The following is a 20,666-nucleotide window of genomic DNA, read 5'->3' as shown; positions in this document are numbered from 1 at the left end:
CCCGGACGCGGGGCGGGCTGTCATGGCTGGGGGCGCGAACGCCGTACCCCCGCAGCCGTCGGCCGAAGGAGTTCACCCCATGCGCCGCACCGTCCGTGTCCTGTCCGTCGCCGCTCTGGCCGCTGCCGCCGTCGGCGGTACCGCCTCGGCCGCCTCCGCGGACCCGGCCGCGGAGGTCAGCCCCGGGACCGTCTCCCCGGGCGGCAGCGTCACCGTCCCGGCCCCCTGCGACTCGCTCGGCGGGTCCGCGCCGGCCACCCTCGACGCCGCCTGCCCGGCACCATCCGGAGGGGAGGGGGAGCCGTGGAGCGCCACGAGCACGGTGGCTCCGGACGGTGGCGGCGGGAAGGGCGACGCCGAAGGGGACGGAGGTGGCACTGAGGGCGGCAAGGGTGACGTCGAGGGAGGCACGGGCGGCGTCGAGAGCGGTGGGGACGGCGCTGAGGGCGGCAGCGGTGGCGTCGACGGGGGTATGGAGGGCGCCGACGGCGGGGGCGGGAGAGGCGCCGACGGCGGTCGGGGCAGCGGCGGGGGCGGCACCCGTCCCTGCGGCGAACAGCACTCGGACAAGGCTGTGCCCTATGAGGACAACGCTGACCCCTACATGGACGAGTCCGAACTCAACTCGTACGAAACCGAGCACCACTCGGACGCCGGCGAGCACCACTCGGACACCGGCGGGCAGCCCCCGGAAGACTGCGGCAACGAGGCGATCCACCGCGGCGTGGAGGCCGGCGCGGGCGGTGCCTTCACCGACTCCGTCCCCGCCCTGGTCGCCGGAGGCGTCCTGATCGCGGGCGCGCTCGGCGGGGCGGTGTACCGGCTGCGCCGCAAGACGCCCACCGTGGAGGACTGACGGCCCGTATGTGACCGGCGCAACCTCAGCGGACGCTCATGGGGTTGCTCGACGATGGGTACGCAGAGCGCACCAGGACACCAGGCACTGCGCGGAGGCACGGATGCGCCGGACGGACCCCGAAGACCACGGCCCCGTCCGGTTCGGGCCGCCGCTCCCGGACGACGGGCTGCCCGTGCTGCCCGAACTGGCCGCCGTGCTCGCCGCGGCGGCGGGGCGCGCCGAGAGCGAGCCGGTCGGCGGCGGTGCCGCACTCCTGGAGGCCGCCTGCGGCTACTGGGACCGGCGTGGCCTGCCGGCCGAGCCCGGCCGGGCGGTGGCCGCTCCCGGGGCGCCCGCGCTGCTGCTCGCGCTGACCGCAGCGCTCGGCGGCGACGTCCTGGTGCCACGGCCCTGCGCCGCCTGGTGGGCGCCGTACGCACGACTGTTGGGCAGACCCGTCTTCCACGTGGCGACACCGGCCGAGTGCGGCGGAGTCCCGGATCCGTACGCCCTGCTGGAGACCGTCCGCCGAGTCCGCGCGGAGGGCGGTGACCCGCGGCTGCTCGTGCTGTCCGTGGCCGACGACCCCACCGCCACGGTGGCCCCGCCCGAAGCGCTGCACGAGACCCTGGAGGCCGCCACCGACGAGGGCCTGCACCTGGTCAGCGACGAGACCTGGCGCGACACCGTGCACGCCCCGCACGACACCGTGCTGCTCAGCCCCGCCGAGATGCTGCCCGACCAGGTCACCGTCGTCACCGACCTGTCCGGCGCCCACCTCCCGCCCGGCTGGCCGGCCGCCGTCGCCCGGTTCCCCGCGGGCGAGCTCGGCGACAGCCTCCACGCGCGCGTGCTCGACGTGCTCACCGCACTCGGCGCCCGCGTCGCCGGCCCGGTCGCCCTCGCGGCCGGCTATGCGCTGGCCGAGCCCGAACCGGTCACCGCGCGGATCACCGCCGCCGTACGCCTGCACGCGCGCGTGGCCGGCGCCATCCACGCGGCCGCCGTGGGGGCCGGTGCCGTGGCGCGGCCCCCGCAGGCCGGGCGGCATCTGTACGTCGACCTGGGCCCGCTGCGCGCCGGGCTGTCCGCGCACGACGTGGGGGACGCGCAGGACCTGGAGGACTTCCTCGCCGCCCGGCTCGGCCTGCCCGCCCCGGGCGGGCACCGCTTCGGCGACGACCTCGGCGCACTGCGCGTACGGCTGTCCACCGGGCCGCTGCTGGCCGGCGGCGACGAGGAACGCGCGGAATGCCTCACGTCACCCTCGCCGTTGGAACTGCCACACGTGCAACGTGCGTTGATCCACCTGAAGTCGGTCTTCGACGATCTCCGCGACGACGCTCAGCGATGGGAGCCTCCTCGATGACGCAGCAGTCCGAGTCAGCCATGTCGACCACGCCGCCCACGACGACCACGCAGCGTACGCCGCCCCGGGGAACCGACGCTCCGGCGGGCCCGTCCCCCCTCCCGCCCACGTTCCCGCCGCTCGCCGCACCCCGCCCGCTGGGTGAACGCCGGGCGTGGCCGCGGACCTTCCACGACCGTCTCACCGCCCCGCTGCCCGGCATCAGGACCCTCGCCCGCTTCGCCCGCGAAGGCGCCGTACGCCCCGGCCGCGAGGGCCTCGCCGACATTCCCCGGCTGCCCTTCGAACCCGGCCCGCTGCCCCGCGTGGACGCGCGCACGGTTGCCGTCTCCTGGGCGGGGCACGCCAGTTGGGTCGTGCGGATCGGCGGGCTGACCGTCCTCACCGACCCCGTCTGGTCGCGCCGCATCCTCGGCACCCCGGCCCGCATCACCCCCGTCGGCATCGCCTGGAGCGCCCTGCCACGCGTGGACGCGGTCGTCATCAGCCACAACCACTACGACCACCTGGACGCCCCCACGCTGCGCCGACTCCCGCGCGACACCCCCGTGTTCGTGCCGGCCGGCCTCGCGGGCTGGTTCCGGCGCCGCCGCTTCACCCAGGTCACCGAACTGGACTGGTGGGAGGCGGCCGAACTGTCGGGCGTCCGCTTCGACTTCGTGCCCGCCCACCACTGGTCCAAGCGCACCCTGACCGACACCTGCCGCAGTCTGTGGGGCGGCTGGGTGCTCACCGCCCCCGACGGACAGCGCGTGTACTTCGCGGGCGACACGGGCTACGGCCACTGGTTCACCCGCATCGGCGAGCGCTACCCCGGCATCGACCTCGCCCTGCTCCCCATCGGTGCCTACGACCCCCGCTGGTGGCTCAGCGACGTCCACTGCGACCCGGAGGAGGCGGTCCGCGCCACCCAGGACCTGGGCGCGAGGCGGATGGCGCCGATGCACTGGGGCACGTTCGTGTTGTCGGCGGAGCCGGTCCTGGAACCGCTCACGCGTGTGAGGGCGGCATGGGCGAAGGCGGGATTGGCGCGGGAGGACTTGTGGGACCTTCCGGTGGGCGGGTCGAGGGTGCTCGACCGACCAGGGGCGAGTGGGCCCACCCAGGGGCGCGGGGAACTGCGCGAGCAACCACATACGACCCGCACCCCGCGATGAACCATCACCCGGCAGATCGAACCCGTCTCCACACACTGGGCGCCACGCTGATGACCAGCGTCAACGCAATCGCCGCCACAACTCCCTCCCACGGCTCGTCGAACAGTGACCCCCCGAGAATCCCGATCAGCTGATACGTCACCGCCCACGCGAGGCACGCCGGCAAGTTACCGCGAGCGAACCTCCGCATCGGCCACTTCGCCAGCAGACAGGCCAGCATCACCGGCAGCCGCCCCGCCGGCACCAGCCGGGACAGCACCAGCACGGCCACCCCGTGCGCGGCGAGCTTCTCCTGCGCCTGAGCGAGCCGTTCCTCCGGCGCGCGCGAGCGGATCGCCTCCAGCCAGCGCGAGCCGTTCTTCGACCGCATCCCGCGCCGCCCCAGCCAGTACAGCGTCGCATCGCCCAGGAACGCGGCGGTCGACGCGGTCACGAACACCAGCGCCAGCGAGAACGGCGCCGTCTGGTGGAACGCCACCACCGCCGCCGAACTCACCAGCGCCCCGGTCGGCACGATCGGCACCAGCGCCCCGATCAGCACCAGCAGGAACAGCGACGGGTAGCCGATCGCCTGCTGGGTCGACTCGGGCGGCACCACCGTCGTGGTGGCGGCCAGCACCGTCACCGGGTCACCTCCAGGCGCACGCTCTCCCCGTGCGTGAGCCGGTGCACCGACACGCCGGGCGCGCGCTCCGCCGCGAGCCGCGCGAACTCGTCGCCCGGCGCATGGAATTCATGGGGGCGCACGGCGTCCATGCCGATCGGCCAGTACGTGCCGTAGTGCACCGGCACGGCACTGCGCGGCGCGAGCCGGGCCAGCGCCTCGGCGGCGCGCCCCGCGTCCAGATGGCCCTCCCCGAGATACGGTCCCCAGCCGCCCACCGGCAGCAGCGCCACGTCGACCGGCCCGACCTCCTTCGCCATCGACTCGAACAGCCCGGTGTCCCCGGCGAAGTACGTACGCCCCTCGCCCTCGATCACATAGCCCAGGGCGGGGGAGCGGTGCGGTCCGACGGGCAGCCGCCGCCCGTCGTGCCGCGCGGACACGGCCCGTACGGCCAGCTCGCCCACCGTCGTCACGTCCCCGGGTGCCATCTCGGTCACCCGCAGATGCGTGAGCCGGCGCAGGGCCGGCACCGCGCGTGGCGCACCCCGGGGCACGAGCAGGCGGGTGCCCCGCGCCAGCCTCGCCAGGGACGGAACGTGCAGGTGGTCCGCGTGGAGGTGGGAGACCACCGCGACGTCAGCACGCCAGGCGCCCGGCGGCGGCAGCACGCCCCGGCGGCGGCGCAGATGTGCGAGCCGGCGTGCGAACAGGGGGTCGGTGAGGACGCGTACGTTCGAATCGTCGATCGTGCAAGTGGCGTGACCCCACCAGGTGATCTCCACCGGCACCTTCTTTGCCTCCTTCGCGCGACTCCCCGAAGCGTACGGGCTGGAGTAGGGTCGGCGGCGAAACCCGGAGGTGAGGGGGACGCCATGGGGTCATCCGTAGTGCGTGTCACGGCGATCGCCAGTCTGACGCCTCTCGAAGAGCTGGACGCCGACCCCTTCCTGGTGGACTCCCGCAGCCAGCACGCCATGTGCGCCCGCTGGGCCGCCGAGCACGGGTACGTCGTCGCGCGTGAGCTGCTCGTACGCCGCTTGCGGGCGGACCACAGCGTGCTGTGGGAAGGCGTGCGGCCCGGCCTAGACCTGTTCGTGGCGCCCAGCCGGAGGGTGCTGGAGAGCGCGCTGTCCTCCGTCGAGGAGTTCACCGCGGAGTGCGCCCGGCGGGGAGTGCGGGTGGAGATCGTGGGGCGCGCGGAACCGTCGTACGACGCGCAGATGAAGGCCCGGGTGCATCGGAGACTGTCGATGCCGACGGCGGGCTACGACGGACGTTGACACATTCCAGCCCGTCTGGGGGTGCCCCCTCTGGGGGAGTTTGAGGACAAGGCCCCTTCAGGGCCGACGGGGGTCCAGGGGGCGGAGCCCCCTGGCGGGGTCGAAGGGGCGGAGCCCCTTCAGGATGGACTGGTAGGGGCGGCGGGGGCGAACAACAACGGGCCGAAGCCCGCCCACCGCCCGCTGTCGGAGCGGTATGCCACGCTGGGGACCTGAAGGCTCGTTCGGGGCGGCGAGCCGGGACGGGAGCTGGGCGTGCGTGGTGGGCGTTGGCGGCGGATCGCCAGTCAGGTCGGGCGGAGCGTCACCGTGTGGGCGGTCTCCACCGTCACCATGCTCGTGCTCGCCGGAATCCTGCCCGACTTCCAGCTCCAGTCCGCGGACGGCGACAGCGCCACCAGCATCGCCGTCACCGCCGCCCTCGGCGCCGGCGCGTTCGGTCTGCTCTCGGCGGTCTTCTGGCCCCTCCTCGTCCGGCTCCTGCTGCTGGTGCCCGCCCTGGTGCTCGGCCTGCTGGTGTTCTTCCTCAACGGCTCGCTCCTCATCGTCGCCCTGCGCCTCGTGCCCTCCGGCGACAGCGAGGCCGCCCCCGAGACCGCCGTGATCGTCGCCGCCGTGATGTCCGCCGTCGCCTCCGCCACCGGCGCCGCCCTCGCCGTACGGGACGACGACGCGTACCGGCGCAGGCTGTACCGCCTCGCCGACCGCCGCCGCAGAGCGCTGCCACCCGGCCCGTCCAGCCCCGGCACCGTGTTCCTGCAGCTCGACGGCGTGGGCCACGACGTCCTGTGCACCGCCGTCGACAAGGACCTGATGCCCACGGTCGCCCGCTGGCTCGGCGCCGGCGCCCCCTACGGCGACGGTCCCGGCGGCGGCCGCCCCACCCACCGGCTCACCCCCTGGCGCACCGACTGGTCCAGCCAGACCGGCGCCAGCCAGCTCGGCATCCTGCACGGCAGCAACCACGACGTGCCCGCCTTCCGCTGGTACGAGAAGGCCGGCCGCGAGGTGATGGTCTGCAACCGCCCCACCAGCGCCGCCGAACTCCAGCGCCGCGCCATCGACCGCACCGGCGACGGCGGACTGCTCACCGCCGACGGCGCCAGCCGCGGCAACCTCTTCAGCGGCGGCGCCGACGAGCAGGCCCTCGTGCTGTCCATCGCCACCAAGCGCCGCAGCCGCGAGAACCGCTCCCGGGCGGGCTACTTCGCCTATTTCTCCGACCCGGCCAACGCCGTGCGCACCGCCCTGTCCTTCGTCGCCGAGGTCGGCCGCGAGATCGGCCAGTCCACCCGGGCCCGGGCCCGCAAGCAGCGCCCGCGCGTCTCCCGCGGCGGCCTCTACCCCTTCGTCCGTGCCTTCGCGACCGTCGTCGAACGGGACGTCGTCGTGGCCGCGGTGATGGGCGACATGCTCGCCGGGCGCACCTCCGTCTACGCCGACCTGGTGGCGTACGACGAGGTGGCCCACCACTCCGGGCCGTGCAGCCGGGACGCCGAGAAGGTCCTCGAACGCCTCGACCGGGCCCTGGCGTTGATCGAGAACGTCGCCGAGCACGCGCCGCGGCCGTACCGGATCGTCGTGCTGTCGGACCACGGCCAGAGTCCCGGCGAGACCTTCCGCGCCCGCTACGGACTCGGCCTCGGCGACCTGGTGCGGGCCGGCTGCGGACTGCCCGTGCCGCGCAGGGCGCAGCGCACCCACAGCGGCGCCGAGGCCCGCGCGGCCGTGCGCGCCGCGCTGCGCATCCCCGTCGAGGAGGGCGGCGAGCAGCACCGCCCCTCGCGCCGCCGCTCCGAGCCGCTCGTGCTGGCCTCCGGCAACCTCGGCCTGGTCTCCTTCCCCGACGTGCCGCACCGGATGACCAAGGAGGAGATCGACGCCCGCCACCCCGCCCTGCTCACCACCCTCGCCAACCACCCCGGCGTCGGCTTCCTGCTCGTCCGCAGCGAGAAGCACGGCGGGCTCGTGCTCGGCGCGTACGGCGCGGAGATCCCGCTCGACCAACTGGACGACAAGCCCGGGCCGTTGGAGGTCTTCGGGCCGGGTGCGGCCGACGCCGTCCGGCGCACGCACTCCTTCCCGAACGCCGCCGACATCATGGTCAACTCCGCGTACGACCCGGCCGACGGCGGCGAGGTCCTCGCCTTCGAGGAGCAGATCGGCTCGCACGGCGGGCTCGGCGGCGCGCAGGGCAAGCCGTTCCTGCTGTCGCCGCTCGCCTTCTCCGCGCCGGTCGACGACGGGGAGGACCTCGTCGGCGCCGAGCACGTGCACCGCGTGCTGCGCCGCTGGCTGCGGGAATCGAACGGCCCCCAGGTGCCCTTGGTGGCGGAGCCGGAGGAGCGGGCCGCCTGAGAACCGGCCGGGCCGCGTGAAAATCGGCTGCGTCCGAGGGGCCGTACACCCACACTGTTCGAGTCACAAAGTCGCAAACCTCTCGAACACCCCAAGGAGCGCCTCGCCTTGCAGGCAGCTGTCACCGTCACGCCCGCCCGAATCCCCGAACTCCTTCTCGGCCTCGCCACCGTGCGGCCGGTCTTCCTCTGGGGCGCCCCCGGCATCGGAAAGTCCTCCCTCGTCAGGGACTTCGCCGAGTCGCTGGGACTGGAGTGCGTGAGTCTGCTCGGCACCCAGCTCGCGCCGGAGGACCTGATCGGTGTGCCGCAGATCCGGGACGGGCGGTCGGTGTTCTGCCCGCCGGAGGCGATCGCCCGCGACGAGCCGTACTGCCTGTTCCTGGACGAGCTCAACGCGGCCACCCCGGATGTGCAGAAGGCGTTCTACTCGCTGATCCTGGACCGCCGTATCGGCAACTACGAGCTGCCGAAGGGCTCCATCGTGATCGGCGCCGGCAACCGGGCGACGGACAACGCGCTCGCCCGCCCCATCGCCTCCGCCCTGATCAACCGCCTCACCCACGTCCACCTGGAGGCGTCCGCCAAGGACTGGCTGACCTGGGCCGCGAACAACGGCATCCACCCGTGGATCCTGGACCATCTCATCGACCGGCCCGACCACCTGTGGTCCAAGCCGCCGAAGACCGAGGAGCCGTTCTCCACGCCCCGCTCCTGGCACATGCTCTCCGACGCCCTGCACTCCTTCGGCCGCGACCTCGACGAGGAGACGCTGAAGGTGCTGGCGCACGGCACCCTGACGCCCGTGCACGCCACCGCGTTCTGCGGCTACGTCAAGATCGTGCGCAGCCGGTTCGGCATCGAGGCGATCATCAAGGGCGACGCCCGCTGGCCGCACCGCATGGCGGACCGCGACCTGCTGTACTACCTCGCCGAGTCCTTCCGCGGGCGGCTCATCAAGGAACTGCCGGTCAGCAAGGAGCACATGTCGGCGAGCGGGCGGCAGACCGCGTACCGCGCCAAGTCCCTGCTGGTGCAGCTGGCGGAGATCTCCGTCGAGGTCGCCCAGAGCGTCATCGCCTCCGACGCCGACGGCAACCCCGTCCTGCCCGCCTGGTTCCTGGTCGAGGCGGCGCGGGACATGCCGCGGCTGGTCGAGGCGCGGCGATGAGCCGGGCTCCCGCCGATCGGACTCCCGCGAAGAAGAAGCGGGACGTCGCGGGCGAGGCGTTCGCCGAGGGAATGCGGCTGGTGCGCGCCAACCCGGCGCTCGCCGCCGTCGAGTTCAGCGTCTGCCGCGACGCGAAGTGCGACACGGCGCTCCGGGACGGGCTCGTCCGTGTCTCCTCCAGCGGCACGCTGCACGCCCACCCGACCCGCGTCGCCGATCCCGCCGTATGGGCCTGGTCGATCGGGCACGCCGTCCTCCACCTCGGCTTCGGCCATGTCCCGGCGGCGAAGGGGGAGCGCGAGCAGCCCGACCGGTACGACCTCGCGGCGCGCTGCGTGGTCGTCAACCGCTTCCTGCTGTCGTTCCCGATCGGCCGCGCCCCGGACGATCAGCCCCTCTCGTACCCGGACGGCGACGAGGAGCGGCTCGCCGCGCACTGGCGACTCCACGGGCTCCCGGCCGCGTACGAGCGCTGCGGTACCGCCGGCGCCGAGCCCGACCAGCTGCTCGTGGAATGGCGGGGCTGGTACAACCAGCCCCCCGACCACCAACTGGCCTTCGCCACCGCGCTGACCCGCACCGTGTCCACCGCGATGGACATGGCGGGCGGCCGACGCGACTCCATGGACGGCGAACCGGTCAAGAAGCGGCCGTGGCAGTGGGCACTGGAGTGGTTCATCTCCTCCTACCCGCTGCTGGGCGGCATCGCGGCCGGCATCAAGCTGGTCGCCGACGCCGAACTCGCCCGCGCGCACGGCATCTCCGTCGCCGCGGTCAACGCCGAGGCCGGCGAGATCTACATCAACCCGCTGCGGACCTTCGAGGCCGAGGAATGGCGGTTCATCCTCGCCCACGAGATGCTGCACGCCGCCCTGCGCCACGGCGACCGCTGCGGCGCCCGCGACCCGTACCTGTTCAACGTCGCCTGCGACTACGTCATCAACGGCTGGCTGCGCGAGATGCAGGTCGGCGAGATGCCCCAAGGACTGCTGTACGACGCGCAGTTCAGCGGCCTGTCCGCCGAGGAGGTGTACGACCGGATCGCCGGCGACCTGCGCCGGATGCGCCGCCTGGCCACCCTGCGCGGCAAGGGCGTAGGCGATGTGCTCGGTGCCCCGCTGGGCTCTCCCGGCGACTATGTCGACCTCGACGAGTTCTACCGCCGGGGCCTGACGCACGGCCTGGATCTGCACCAGCAGCAGGAGCGCGGCTTCCTGCCCGGCGGCCTGGTCCAGGAGATCCGCGCGCTCAGCCATCCGCCGCTGCCCTGGGACGCCCGACTGGCCCGCTGGTTCGACGAGTTCGTCCCGCGCCCCGAGCCGGTGCGGTCGTACGCCCGTCCCTCGCGCCGCCAGTCGTCGACGCCCGACATCCCGCGCGCGGGCCGCTGGTTCCCGCCCGAGGAGATCGCCCGCTGCACCTTCGGCGTGGTCCTGGACACCTCCGGCTCCATGGGAGCCGTCCTGCTCGGCAAGGCGCTGGGCGCCATCGCCTCCTACGCGGCGGCCCGGGACGTACCGGCGGCGCGGGTCGTGTTCTGCGACGCGGCTCCGTACGACGCCGGGTATGTGCCGGTGACGGAGATCGCCGGGCGGGTGCGGGTGCACGGCAGGGGTGGTACGGTCCTGCAGCCCGGGATCGACCTGCTGCAGCGCGCGGACGACTTCCCGCCGGGCGCGCCCGTCCTGGTCATCACGGACGGGTGGTGCGACGTGTTGCGGGTGCGGCGCGAGCACGCGTACCTGATCCCCCAGGGTCGTCGCCTGCCGTTCACCCCGCGTGGGCCGGTCTTCCGGGTGCAGTGAGCCGGAGTGTGATCGTATGGGGGACACGGACCCAGGAAACGGGCCCCATGCGAAAGGAAGAATCGTGGCTACCACGCGCTCCGCACACACCGTCTGGGAAGGCAACCTGCTCGAGGGCAACGGTGTCGTCAACTTCGACTCCTCCGGTGCCATCGCCGCCCAGCCGGTCACGTGGGCCTCGCGCTCCCAGGAGGCCAACGGCAAGACCAGCCCGGAGGAGCTGATCGCCGCCGCGCACTCCAGCTGCTTCTCCATGGCGCTCTCGCACGCCCTCGCGGGTGCGGGCACCCCGCCCACCAAGCTCGTCACCTCGGCCGACGTGAGCTTCCAGCCGGGGGAGGGGATCACCGGGATTCACCTCACCGTCGAGGGGACGGTTCCCGGCCTCGACGAGGAGGGCTTCGTCGCCGCGGCGGAGGATGCGAAGAAGAACTGCCCGGTCAGTCAGGCGTTGACGGGGACGACGATCACGCTGTCGGCGAAGTTGGCGTAGCGGGTTCGCCTACGAGGGTGCCGCGGAGAGTTACAGCCCCGCGCCCCTGGACGGGGGCGGCCCTGCGGGCCGGCCCCGCCCACAAACCGAGAGGGCTGAGCGGGTGCTCAGCTCCCGTTTGGTACTCGTCCCCACGGTCACCCGTCCCATTGACAAGAACCCACTCAAGTTTTGTGCTGGAGTTCAAGGGGCGCCCTGGCGGAAGGGGACAGCGATGGCACGCGCGGTCGGGATCGATCTCGGGACCACGAACTCGGTGGTGGCCGTCCTGGAGGGCGGTGAGCCCACGGTCGTCGCCAACGCGGAGGGGGCCAGGACCACACCGTCGGTCGTGGCCTTCGCCAAGAACGGCGAGGTCCTCGTGGGTGAGGTGGCCAAACGGCAGGCGGTGACGAACGTCGAGCGCACCGCCCGCTCCGTGAAGCGGTACATGGGCGACGGGAGCTGGCGCTTCCCGGACCAGGGTGACATCGACGGCACCCGCTACCGTGCGCAGGAGCTGTCGGCCCGGGTGCTGCAGAAGCTGAAGCGGGACGCCGAGTCCTATCTTGGCGAGGACGTCACCGACGCGGTGATCACCGTGCCCGCGTACTTCGACGACGCCCAGCGGCAGGCCACCAAGGAGGCCGGGGAGATCGCGGGCCTGAAGGTCCTCAGGATCATCAACGAGCCCACGGCCGCCGCCCTCGCCTACGGCCTCGACCGGGGCGAGGAACAGACGGTGCTGGTCTTCGACCTCGGCGGCGGCACCTTCGACGTCTCGCTGCTGGAGATCGGCGACGGCGTCATCGAGGTGAAGGCCACCAACGGTGACACGCACCTGGGCGGCGACGACTGGGACCAGCGGATCGTCGAGCACCTGGTGAAGAAGTTCAAGGGGCAGTACGGCATCGACCTCGGCAACGACAAGATGGCGCTGCAGCGGCTACGCGAGGGGGCCGAGAAGGCCAAGATCGAGCTGTCCAGCTCCTCCGAGACGACGATCAACCTGCCCTACATCACCGCCTCCGCCGAGGGCCCCCTGCACCTCGACGAGAAGATGACCCGCGCCCAGTTCCAGGAGCTCACCGCCGACCTCCTCGACCGCTGCAAGACCCCCTTCCACCAGGCCGTCAAGGACGCGAACATCAAGCTCTCGGCGGTCGACCACGTCATCCTCGTCGGCGGCTCCACCCGCATGCCCGCCGTCACCGACCTGGTGAAGGAACTCACGGGCAAGGACCCGCACAAGGGCGTCAACCCCGACGAGGTCGTGGCCGTCGGCGCCGCCCTCCAGGCGGGCGTCATCCGCGGCGACGTCAAGGACGTCCTGCTGCTCGACGTCACCCCGCTGTCCCTCGGCATCGAGACCAAGGGCGGCATCATGACCAAGCTCATCGAACGCAACACGACGATCCCCACCCGGCGTTCGGAGATCTTCACCACCGCCACCGACAACCAGCCCTCGGTCGGCATCCAGGTCTACCAGGGCGAACGCGAGATCGCCGCGTACAACAAGAAGCTCGGCGTCTTCGACCTCACGGGCCTGCCGCCCGCCCCGCGCGGGGTGCCGCAGATCGAGGTCGCCTTCGACATCGACGCCAACGGGATCATGCACGTCTCCGCCAAGGACCTCGCGACGGGCCGCGAGCAGAAGATGACGGTGACGGGCGGCTCGGCACTCCCGAAGGACGACATCGACCGCATGATGCGGGAGGCCGAACAGTACGCCGAGGAGGACCGCAAACGACGCGAGGCGGCGGAGACGCGGAACCAGGCCGAGCAACTCGTCTACCAGACCGAGAAGTTCCTCCGCGACAACGAGGACAAGGTCCCGGCGGACACCAGGTCGGAGGTCGAGTCGGCGGTCACGGAACTGAAGCGGCAACTGGAGCAGAACGCCGAGACGAGCGCCCTGCGCACGGGCATCGACAAGCTCGCCTCGGTCAGCCAGAAGATGGGCCAGGCGATGTACGCCCAGACCCAGCAGACCCCGGCGGACAGCGCCGCCGGCCCGGGCACGGAGCAGACCTCACCGCAGGACGACGAGGGCGTGGTCGACGCCGAGATCGTGGACGACGACAAGGAGCAGAAGGGCGGAGCGGCCTAGGACCCGGCCCGCTCCCAGCCGCGCCGCTCCGGCCGCGGCCCCAGCTGCTCGGGGTCGCGGCTGCGGTACACCACATACGGCCGGAACAGGTACTGCACCGGTGCACTGAACATGTGGACCAGCCGGGTGTACGGCACCAGTGCGATCAGCACCATGCCGAACACCGCGTGCACCTGGTACAGCACCGGCACACCCGCCATCAGGCCGGTGTCCGGCCGCAGAGCGAACAGGCTCCGGGCCCAGGGCGCGATGGACTGGCGGTAGTCGTAGCCGTCGCCGGAGGCGTGGGACAGCTTGGCGGCCATGCCCAGCACGATCGCCGCGACCAGCACGACGTACATGAGCTTGTCGTTGGCGGTGGTCGCGCGGAACACCGGGGCCCGGGTGCGGCGGCGGTAGACCAGCAGCGCGATACCGCCGACGGTGACGACGCCGGCCGCCGTGCCGCCGTAGAGGGAGAACAGGTGGTAGGTGCGCTCGCTCACGCCGGCGGCGTCCGTCCACGACTCGGGGACGAACAGACCGACGACGTGGCCGACCAGCACGAACAGGATGCCGTAGTGGAAGGCGGGCGAGGCGATGTTCAGGAGCTTCGACTCGTACACCTGGGACGAGCGGGTCGTCCAGCCGAACCGGTCGTAGCGGTGACGCCAGACCAGGCCGGCGACGAGCAGGGCGAAGGTGACGTAGGGCAGGACGCCCCACAGGAGTGTGGTCATGGGCCTGCCCCCGTCTGTGCGGTCGGAAGGGTGGCGCACACGGCGTCCAGGACGGACGCGTACGGTGTGCCGAAGTCCGTGAGCCGGGAGCGGAGCTCTTCCAGGGCGTCCCGGTGTTCCAGCAGGAGATCGGTGTTGCCGGTGCGAGCCGTGAACTCCAGTACCGCGGGCAGGAAGTCGGGCAGCTCCTCGCCGGTGCACTCCAGTCCGTGGGCGCGGTAGACGTCCTTGAACCGGACCAGCGACATGCCGCGCCGCCGGGTGTCCCCGTCGCGCCACCAGCTCAGGTACAGGCTGTGGCGGTTCTCGAAGTCGAAGACCTGGACGTAGTGGGCGGCCAGCTCCTGCGGGGGCGTGACCTTCGCGTGGTCGGTGAACTCGCGCAGTTGCGGGGCGGCTTCGCGCAGCAGCGGCAGACGGGCGCGGAAGTCGTCGTCGGGGTAGGTCAGGCAGAGCGCGGCCGCCTGGTAGAGCACCTCGAAGGACGGCATCAGGCCTCCTCGGAGTCGGCTGTGGGGGTGGTGTGCGCCGGGTCGTCCGCGGTCTGTCGTCCGCGCAGGAGGTGGAAGTTCTCCACCGGCATCAGCGGCAGCAGCTTGCGGCCCGAGTCCCGGCCGAAGGGGCCGTCCCCGCCCATCCCGGGCCCGCCGTCGTAGTCCAGGCTGCACCCTTGCGGGAGCGCCGACTCCTCCAGCCGCCGGGCGTCCCCGACGGCGGCCGTCGGGATCACGTACCGGTCCTCGTACTTGGCGATGGCCAGCAGCCGGTACATCTGCTCGATCTCGTAGACCCCCATGCCCACGGCGGCCGGCACTGAGGGATCCGGCTCCTCGCCGAGGTTGACCGCCCGCATGTGGGAGCGCATCGCGGCCAGCTTCTCCAGCGAGGACCGGACCGGGCCGACGTCACCGGCCGTGAACAACTCCGCCAGGTACTCCAGCGGGATGCGCAGGCTGTCGATCGCGCCGAACAGGTTGCCCGCGTCCTCACCGTCGTGCCCGGTCTCCGACAGCGCGTCCACCACCGGGGAGAGCGGCGGGATGTACCAGACCATCGGCATCGTCCGGTACTCCGGATGCAGCGGAAGCGCCACCCGGTACTTGCTGATCAGCGCGTGCACGGGGGAACGACGGGCGGCCTCCAGCCAGTCGTAGGGGATCCCCGCCTCCTCGCACGCCCGCCGCACCGCGCTGTCCTCGGGGTCGAGGAAGACGCCCAACTGCGCCTCGTACAGGTCGCGTTCGCTGCGCACCGAGGCGGCGGCCGCCACCCTGTCGGCGTCGTAGAGCACCACCCCCAGGTAGCGCAGCCGGCCCACGCACGTCTCCGAGCAGACCGTCGGCAGACCGACCTCGACGCGCGGATAGCACAGCGTGCACTTCTCGGCCTTGCCGGTGCGATGGTTGAAGTACACCTTCTTGTACGGGCATCCCGTCACGCACATCCGCCAGCCCCGGCACCGATCCTGGTCGACGAGGACGATGCCGTCCTCCGCCCGCTTGTACATCGCGCCGGACGGGCACGAGGCCACGCAGGACGGGTTGAGGCAGTGCTCGCAGATGCGCGGCAGATAGAACATGAAGGTCTGCTCGAACTCGAACCGCACCTTGTCCGAGGCGTGTTGGCGCGCCCGCTCGACCATGGGGTCCAGGTCGCCGTGCGCCGGGGCGCCCGCCAGGTTGTCGTCCCAGTTCGACGACCACTCGATCTTCATCGGCTTGCCGTCGAGCTGCGACAGCGGCTGCGCGACCGGGAAGTCGTCGCCCAGCGGGGCGTCGGTGAGGTTCTTGTAGTCGTACGTCCAGGGCTCGTAGTAGTCCTTGATCTCCGGGAGTTCGGGGTTGGAGAAGATCCCGGCGAGCTTGCGCAGCCGCCCGCCCGCCTTCAGTTTCAGCGCGCCGCGCCGGTTCAGCTCCCAGCCGCCGCGCCAGCGTTCCTGGTCCTCGTAGCGGCGCGGGTAACCCTGGCCGGGGCGGGTCTCGACGTTGTTGAACCAGACGTACTCCATGCCCTGCCGGTTGGTCCACGCCTGTTTGCAGGTGACCGAGCAGGTGTGGCAGCCGATGCACTTGTCGAGGTTCATCACCATCGCTATCTGGGCCATCGGACGCATCAGTACTCGACCTCCTGGCTGCGGCGGCGGATCACCGTCACCTCGTCGCGCTGGTTGCCCGTCGGGCCCAGGTAGTTGAACGCCCAGGACAACTGGGCGTAGCCGCCGATGAGATGGGACGGCTTGAGGATCAGCCGGGTGAGCGAGTTGTGGATGCCGCCGCGCCTGCCGGTGGCCTCCGTCTTCGGGACGGCGACGGTGCGTTCCTGCGCGTGGTGCATGTAGACGGTGCCGGGCGGCATACGGTGCGAGACGACGGCCCGGGCGACGACCACGCCGTTGCGGTTGGCCGCCTCGACCCAGTCGTTGTCCACGACGCCGATCGCGTCGGCGTCCTGCGGGGACATCCAGATGTTCTGGCCGCCGCGGGAGAGGGCCAGCATGAAGAGGTTGTCCTGGTACTCGGAGTGGATGGACCACTTGTTGTGCGGCGTGAGGTAACGCACCGTCACCTCCCGCTGCCCGTCCGGGCCGAGGCGCGGTTCGCCGAAGAGTCTGTTCATGTCCAGCGGCGGCCGGTAGACGGGGAGCGCCTCGCCCAGCTCGTGGATCCAGTCGTGGTCCAGGAAGAAGTGCTGGCGGCCGGTGAGGGTGTGCCAGGGCTTGAGGTGCTCGGTGTTGAGGGTGAAGGCGGTGTAGCGCCGCCCGCCCGACTCGCTGCCCGACCACTCCGGCGAGGTGATCACCGGCACGGGCGCGGCCTGGGTGTCCGCGTACGTGACCCGCTTGCCCTCGTGCTCGGCCGCCAGATGCGCCATCTCCTGCCCGGTACGGGTCTGAAGGGTGCGGAAACCCTGGGTGGCGAGGCGGCCGTTGGTGGTGCCGGAGAGGACGAGGACGGTGTTCGCCGCCTTCACGGCCGTATCCAGCAAGGGGCGGCCGTCGGGTGTCACGCCGTTCAGCCGCCGGAGGTCCTCGACCTCCTCGTCCGGCTGCAGCGTGATGCCCTTGGCCGGCAGGCCGAGCTCCTCCACCAGCGGGCCGAGCGAGGCGAACCTGGCGCCGATCGCCGTGTAGTCGCGCTCCACGACGGTCAGGTTCGGCATGGTCTTCCCCGGCACGGGGTCGCACTCGCCGCGCTTCCAGTCCCGGACGACCCCGCCCGGCTGGGCGATCTCGCCCGGGGTGTCGTGCTGGAGCGCAGTGGCCACCAGGTCCTTGCGCACGCCCAGATGGTCGACGGCGAGCTCACTCAGCCGCTCGGCCAGCGCCTTGAACGTGTCGAAGTCGGTGCGCGCCTGCCACGGCGGATCCACGGCCGGGGTGAAGGAGTGCACATAGGGATGCATGTCCGTGCTGGACAGGTCGTGTTTCTCGTACCAGGTCGCGGCGGGCAGGACGACGTCCGACAGCAGTGTGGACGACGTCTGCCGGAAGTCCAGCGACAGCAGCAGATCGAGCTTGCCCTCGGGCGCCTCGTCGCGCCAGGTCACATCCCGCGGCCGTACGTCCTCGGCGGCCTCCTCCGCGCGGAGGGACGAGTGGGTGCCCAGCAGGTGCCGGGTGAAGTACTCCGCGCCCTTCGCCGACGAGCCCAGCAGGTTGGCCCGCCACAGTGTCAGCACCCGCGGCCAGTTCTCCGGAGCGTCCGGGTCCTCGCAGGCGAACTTCAAGGTCCCCGCTCGCAATTCGGCCACCACCCGCGCCACCGGATCGCCGAACACCTCGCCCAGGTCCAGCGGATTGCGGTCGAAGGTCGGATACGACGGCATCCACCCCGCACGCGCCGACAGCGCCAGACAGTCCGCGCCCGTCATCCCCCGCAACCGGCCCTGACCGAGCGGCGAGGCCAGCACATCGGCCGTGAACCCGTCGTAGCGCCACTGGTCGGTGTTGAGGAACCAGTACGCCGTGCCGATCATCTGGCGCGGCGGCCGCGACCAGTCCGACGCCGCCGCGAGCGTCGCCCAGCCGGTCACCGGACGGCACTTCTCCTGGCCCACGTAGTGCGCCCAGCCGCCGCCGTTGCGGCCCTGACAGCCGGTGAGCTGGAGCAGGGCGAGGAACGCGCGGTAGATCGTCTCGGAGTGGAACCAGTGGTTGGTGCCGGCGCCCATCAGGATCATGCAGCGGCCCTTCGACCGCTCGGCGGTCCGCGCGAACTCCCTCGCGATCCGTATGCACTTGGCCGCCGGGACGGAGGTGTGCGCCTCCTGCCAGGCGGGCGTGCCGGGTGCGTCGGCGTCGTCGTACGACACCGGCCAGCGGCCCGGCAGCCCCGGCCGCCCCACCCCGTACTGGGCGAGCAGCAGGTCGAAGACCGTCGTGACCAGGGGCCCGTGGGCGCCGCCGAGCTTGGTCGCCGGGACACCCCGCCGTACGACGTCCCCGCGTCCCTGCCCGTGCGGTCCGCCCTCGGTGTCGAAGCGCGGCAGCAGCACCTCCACACCCGCGGCGACCTCACTGCCGTACAGGCTCAACCGCGGGCGCATCTCGCCGAGTTCGAGATTCCAGCTGCCCTCGCCCGACTCGGACCAGCGGAAGCCCAGAGAGCCGTTCGGGGCGACCGCGCGGCCCGTCACCTCGTCGAGTACGACCGTCTTCCACTCGGCGCTCCCGCCGCCCTGGCCCAGTTGCGAAGCGCGCAGGAACTTCGCGGGGACGTGGGCGCCGTCCCGCTCCTCCAGCGTGACCAGGAAGGGCAGGTCGGTGAACTGCCGTACGTAGTCCGCGAAGAACGGTGTCTCACGGTCGACGAAGAACTCCTTGAGCACGACGTGCCCCATGGCGAGGGCCAGCGCGCCGTCCGTGCCCGGGTGCGGGTGGAGCCACTCGTCGGCGAACTTGGCGTTGTCGGCGTAGTCGGGCGCGACCACCACGACCTTCTGGCCCCGGTAGCGGGCCTCCGCCATCCAGTGCGCGTCGGGTGTGCGGGTGACCGGGACGTTCGAGCCCCACATCATCAGATACGCCGCGTCCCACCAGTCGCCCGACTCCGGCACGTCGGTCTGGTCGCCGAAGACCTGCGGGGAGGCCACGGGCAGGTCGGCGTACCAGTCGTAGAACGACAGCATCGGGGCGCCGATCAGGGAGTGGAAGCGGGCGCCCGCCGCGTGCGACACCATCGACATCGCGGGGATGGGGGAGAAACCGGCGATGCGGTCGGGGCCGTACGTCTTGATGGTGTGCACGTGCGCGGCGGCGACCAGCTCGACCGCCTCGTCCCAACTCGCCCGCACCAGGCCGCCCTTGCCGCGCGCCAGCTGGTAGCGGCGGCGGCGCTCGGGGTCGTTCTGGACGTCCGCCCAGGCCAGGACGGGGTCGCGCAGGCGTTCCTTCGCCTCCCGGTACATCTCCAGGAGCACCCCGCGGATGTACGGGTAGCGGACCCTGGTGGGGGAGTAGGTGTACCAGGAGAAGGCGGCGCCCCTGGGGCAGCCGCGGGGCTCGTACTCGGGGCGGTCTGGGCCGACGCTCGGATAGTCCGTCTCCTGGGTCTCCCAGGTGATGACGCCGTCCTTGACGTACACCTTCCAGCGGCAGGAGCCCGTGCAGTTCACGCCGTGGGTGGAGTTCACGACCTTGTCGTGGCTCCAGCGGTCCCGGTAGAAGGCGTCCGCCTCCCGCCCGCCGGTCAGCTCGACGCTGTGCAGATCGGGCGCGGGCGTGCCCGGCCGGAAGAACCTGCCCGCCTTCAGCAGCGCCGCGCCCGGCTCGGCCGGCGGCTCGGCGGGCGGGTCGCCGGACTCCGGCTCGGCGGGCGGGGTGGGCGGTATCCGCGTGTCGGTCACAGGCGCTCCCTTGCTTGCCCTGGTCCCGAACCTAGGGCGAGGCGCGGGAGCGCACCCCTTCACGGCAGCCGTACGGGTCAGTTCTTGCGGGCGACCCCCGCGTACACAGGCACGATGCCCTCGGCCTGGGCCGCCACGTCCGCCGGCTCCGGACGCCAGCCGTACACGGGGATGACGCCGGGACCGAGCAGCTCCAGGCCGTCGAAGAAGCGGGAGAACTCGGCCAGCGACCGGGGGAAGAAGGGGGTTCCGCTGCGCCGGAACTGGTTCGCCGCGTTCTCGATGGCGTCGGGACTGAGGTCCGGGGTGACCTGGGACAGGATCAGAAAGCTGCCCGGGGCGAGCGCGGCGACGTACTTCCGCAGCAGGCCGTACACGTCGTCGCCGTCCGGATCGTCGCCCAGGTAGTGGGTCAGCGCGACCAGCGACAGCGCGACCGGCTCGGCGAAGTCGAGCAGCTCGCCCGCCCGGCCCAGCAGGGCGTCGACGTCGCGCACATCGGCGTGCACGTAGTCGGTGCTGCCCTCGGCGGTGCCGTGCAGCAGCGCCTCGGCGTGCCGCAGCACGATCGGGTCGTTGTCCGCGTAGACGACCTTGGACTCCGCGGCGACGCCCTGTGCGACCTGGTGCAGGTTGGGCTCGGTGGGGATGCCGGTGCCGATGTCCAGGAACTGGCGTATCCCGGCCTCGGCGGAGGTGCGCACGGCCCGGTGCATGAACCGGCGGTTGGCGCGCGCCCCGCGCAGGACCGTGCCGTCCACGGCCAGGATCTTCCGGGCCAGCTCCTCGTCCACCGGGTAGTTGTCCTTGCCGCCCAGCCACCAGTCGTAGACGCGGGCCGGATGCGGTCGGCTGGTGTCGACGCGGGTGGGCTCGGCCTTGGATCCGGTCATGCGGTGTGTTCTCCTCGGGTCTCGGAACGGAGCTGGGGGAGTCA

The 20,666-nt window shown here is 72.1% G+C and carries 16 protein-coding genes; 9 read left to right on the top strand and 7 right to left on the bottom strand.

The window, feature by feature from the left end; translation table 11 throughout:
* The first annotated feature begins 79 nt into the window (after nucleotides 1-79).
* The 3 genes from ACIREI_RS18375 to ACIREI_RS18365 all read left to right on the top strand — a co-directional run bounded on the left by ACIREI_RS18375 (nucleotide 80) and on the right by ACIREI_RS18365 (nucleotide 3,364).
* Nucleotides 80-856 carry a hypothetical protein gene (locus ACIREI_RS18375; protein ID WP_403333853.1) on the top strand — a complete coding sequence of 259 codons (777 nt, stop codon included), beginning with the start codon at nucleotides 80-82 and terminating at the stop codon, nucleotides 854-856.
* 103 nt (nucleotides 857-959) lie between these two features.
* Nucleotides 960-2,207 carry an aminotransferase class I/II-fold pyridoxal phosphate-dependent enzyme gene (locus ACIREI_RS18370; RefSeq protein ID WP_403333851.1) on the top strand — a complete coding sequence of 416 codons (1,248 nt, stop codon included), beginning with the start codon at nucleotides 960-962 and terminating at the stop codon, nucleotides 2,205-2,207.
* On the top strand, nucleotides 2,204-3,364 hold the full coding sequence (locus ACIREI_RS18365; RefSeq protein WP_403333849.1) for an MBL fold metallo-hydrolase: 1,161 nt from the start codon (nucleotides 2,204-2,206) through the stop codon (nucleotides 3,362-3,364). Before ACIREI_RS18370 ends, ACIREI_RS18365 begins: the two co-directional genes overlap by 4 nt.
* Nucleotides 3,365-3,368: 4 nt before the next feature.
* Here ACIREI_RS18365 and ACIREI_RS18360 read toward each other — a convergent pair whose 3' ends face one another.
* Both ACIREI_RS18360 and ACIREI_RS18355 read right to left on the bottom strand, forming a co-directional pair.
* On the bottom strand, nucleotides 3,369-3,989 hold the full coding sequence (locus ACIREI_RS18360) for a DedA family protein (RefSeq protein WP_403333847.1): 621 nt from the start codon (nucleotides 3,987-3,989) through the stop codon (nucleotides 3,369-3,371).
* Complete coding sequence (locus ACIREI_RS18355; protein WP_403333845.1) at nucleotides 3,986-4,759, bottom strand: MBL fold metallo-hydrolase; 774 nt, start codon at nucleotides 4,757-4,759, stop codon at nucleotides 3,986-3,988. The genes ACIREI_RS18360 and ACIREI_RS18355 overlap by 4 nt, the downstream gene beginning before the upstream one ends.
* An 84-nt stretch (nucleotides 4,760-4,843) precedes the next feature.
* Between ACIREI_RS18355 and ACIREI_RS18350 the strand changes: the two genes are divergently transcribed.
* From ACIREI_RS18350 to dnaK, 6 genes are all read left to right on the top strand, one after another.
* Entirely contained in the window at nucleotides 4,844-5,251 is a 408-nt protein-coding gene (locus ACIREI_RS18350) for a hypothetical protein (protein WP_403333843.1), read from the top strand.
* 255 nt (nucleotides 5,252-5,506) lie between these two features.
* Nucleotides 5,507-7,609, top strand: a complete 2,103-nt coding sequence (locus tag ACIREI_RS18345; protein WP_403333841.1) for a phage holin family protein — start codon at nucleotides 5,507-5,509, stop codon at nucleotides 7,607-7,609.
* A gap of 108 nt (nucleotides 7,610-7,717) precedes the next feature.
* The gene (locus tag ACIREI_RS18340) at nucleotides 7,718-8,779 is read left to right on the top strand and encodes an ATP-binding protein (RefSeq protein ID WP_403333839.1); all 1,062 of its coding nucleotides are present in this window, start codon (nucleotides 7,718-7,720) and stop codon (nucleotides 8,777-8,779) included.
* A complete protein-coding gene (locus ACIREI_RS18335; protein ID WP_403333838.1) occupies nucleotides 8,776-10,584 on the top strand; it encodes a hypothetical protein in 1,809 nt (602 codons plus the stop codon). The genes ACIREI_RS18340 and ACIREI_RS18335 overlap by 4 nt, the downstream gene beginning before the upstream one ends.
* A gap of 64 nt (nucleotides 10,585-10,648) precedes the next feature.
* Nucleotides 10,649-11,077 (top strand): OsmC family protein, encoded by a 429-nt coding sequence (locus tag ACIREI_RS18330; RefSeq protein WP_403333836.1) that lies wholly within the window; start codon nucleotides 10,649-10,651, stop codon nucleotides 11,075-11,077.
* 214 nt (nucleotides 11,078-11,291) lie between these two features.
* Complete coding sequence (gene dnaK, locus ACIREI_RS18325; protein WP_403333834.1) at nucleotides 11,292-13,166, top strand: molecular chaperone DnaK; 1,875 nt, start codon at nucleotides 11,292-11,294, stop codon at nucleotides 13,164-13,166.
* Here the strand turns inward: dnaK and narI are convergent.
* From narI to ACIREI_RS18300, 5 genes are all read right to left on the bottom strand, one after another.
* On the bottom strand, nucleotides 13,163-13,885 hold the full coding sequence (gene narI / locus ACIREI_RS18320; protein ID WP_403333832.1) for a respiratory nitrate reductase subunit gamma: 723 nt from the start codon (nucleotides 13,883-13,885) through the stop codon (nucleotides 13,163-13,165). The genes dnaK and narI overlap by 4 nt on opposite strands.
* Nucleotides 13,882-14,376: a nitrate reductase molybdenum cofactor assembly chaperone gene (narJ, locus tag ACIREI_RS18315; RefSeq protein ID WP_403333830.1), complete on the bottom strand. Its 495-nt coding sequence runs from the start codon at nucleotides 14,374-14,376 to the stop codon at nucleotides 13,882-13,884. Before narJ ends, narI begins: the two co-directional genes overlap by 4 nt.
* Nucleotides 14,376-15,998: a nitrate reductase subunit beta gene (gene narH, locus ACIREI_RS18310; protein ID WP_403333828.1), complete on the bottom strand. Its 1,623-nt coding sequence runs from the start codon at nucleotides 15,996-15,998 to the stop codon at nucleotides 14,376-14,378. Before narH ends, narJ begins: the two co-directional genes overlap by 1 nt.
* Entirely contained in the window at nucleotides 15,998-19,729 is a 3,732-nt protein-coding gene (locus tag ACIREI_RS18305) for a nitrate reductase subunit alpha (RefSeq protein WP_403333826.1), read from the bottom strand. The genes narH and ACIREI_RS18305 overlap by 1 nt, the downstream gene beginning before the upstream one ends.
* 77 nt (nucleotides 19,730-19,806) lie before the next feature.
* Nucleotides 19,807-20,622, bottom strand: a complete 816-nt coding sequence (locus tag ACIREI_RS18300) for an SAM-dependent methyltransferase (protein WP_403333824.1) — start codon at nucleotides 20,620-20,622, stop codon at nucleotides 19,807-19,809.
* Between the last annotated feature and the right edge of the window lie 44 nt (nucleotides 20,623-20,666).

This window comes from Streptomyces sp. NPDC093591 (assembly GCF_044764885.1).
GTDB lineage: Bacteria > Actinomycetota > Actinomycetes > Streptomycetales > Streptomycetaceae > Streptomyces.
This window is presented reverse-complemented; position numbering and strand designations above follow the sequence as displayed.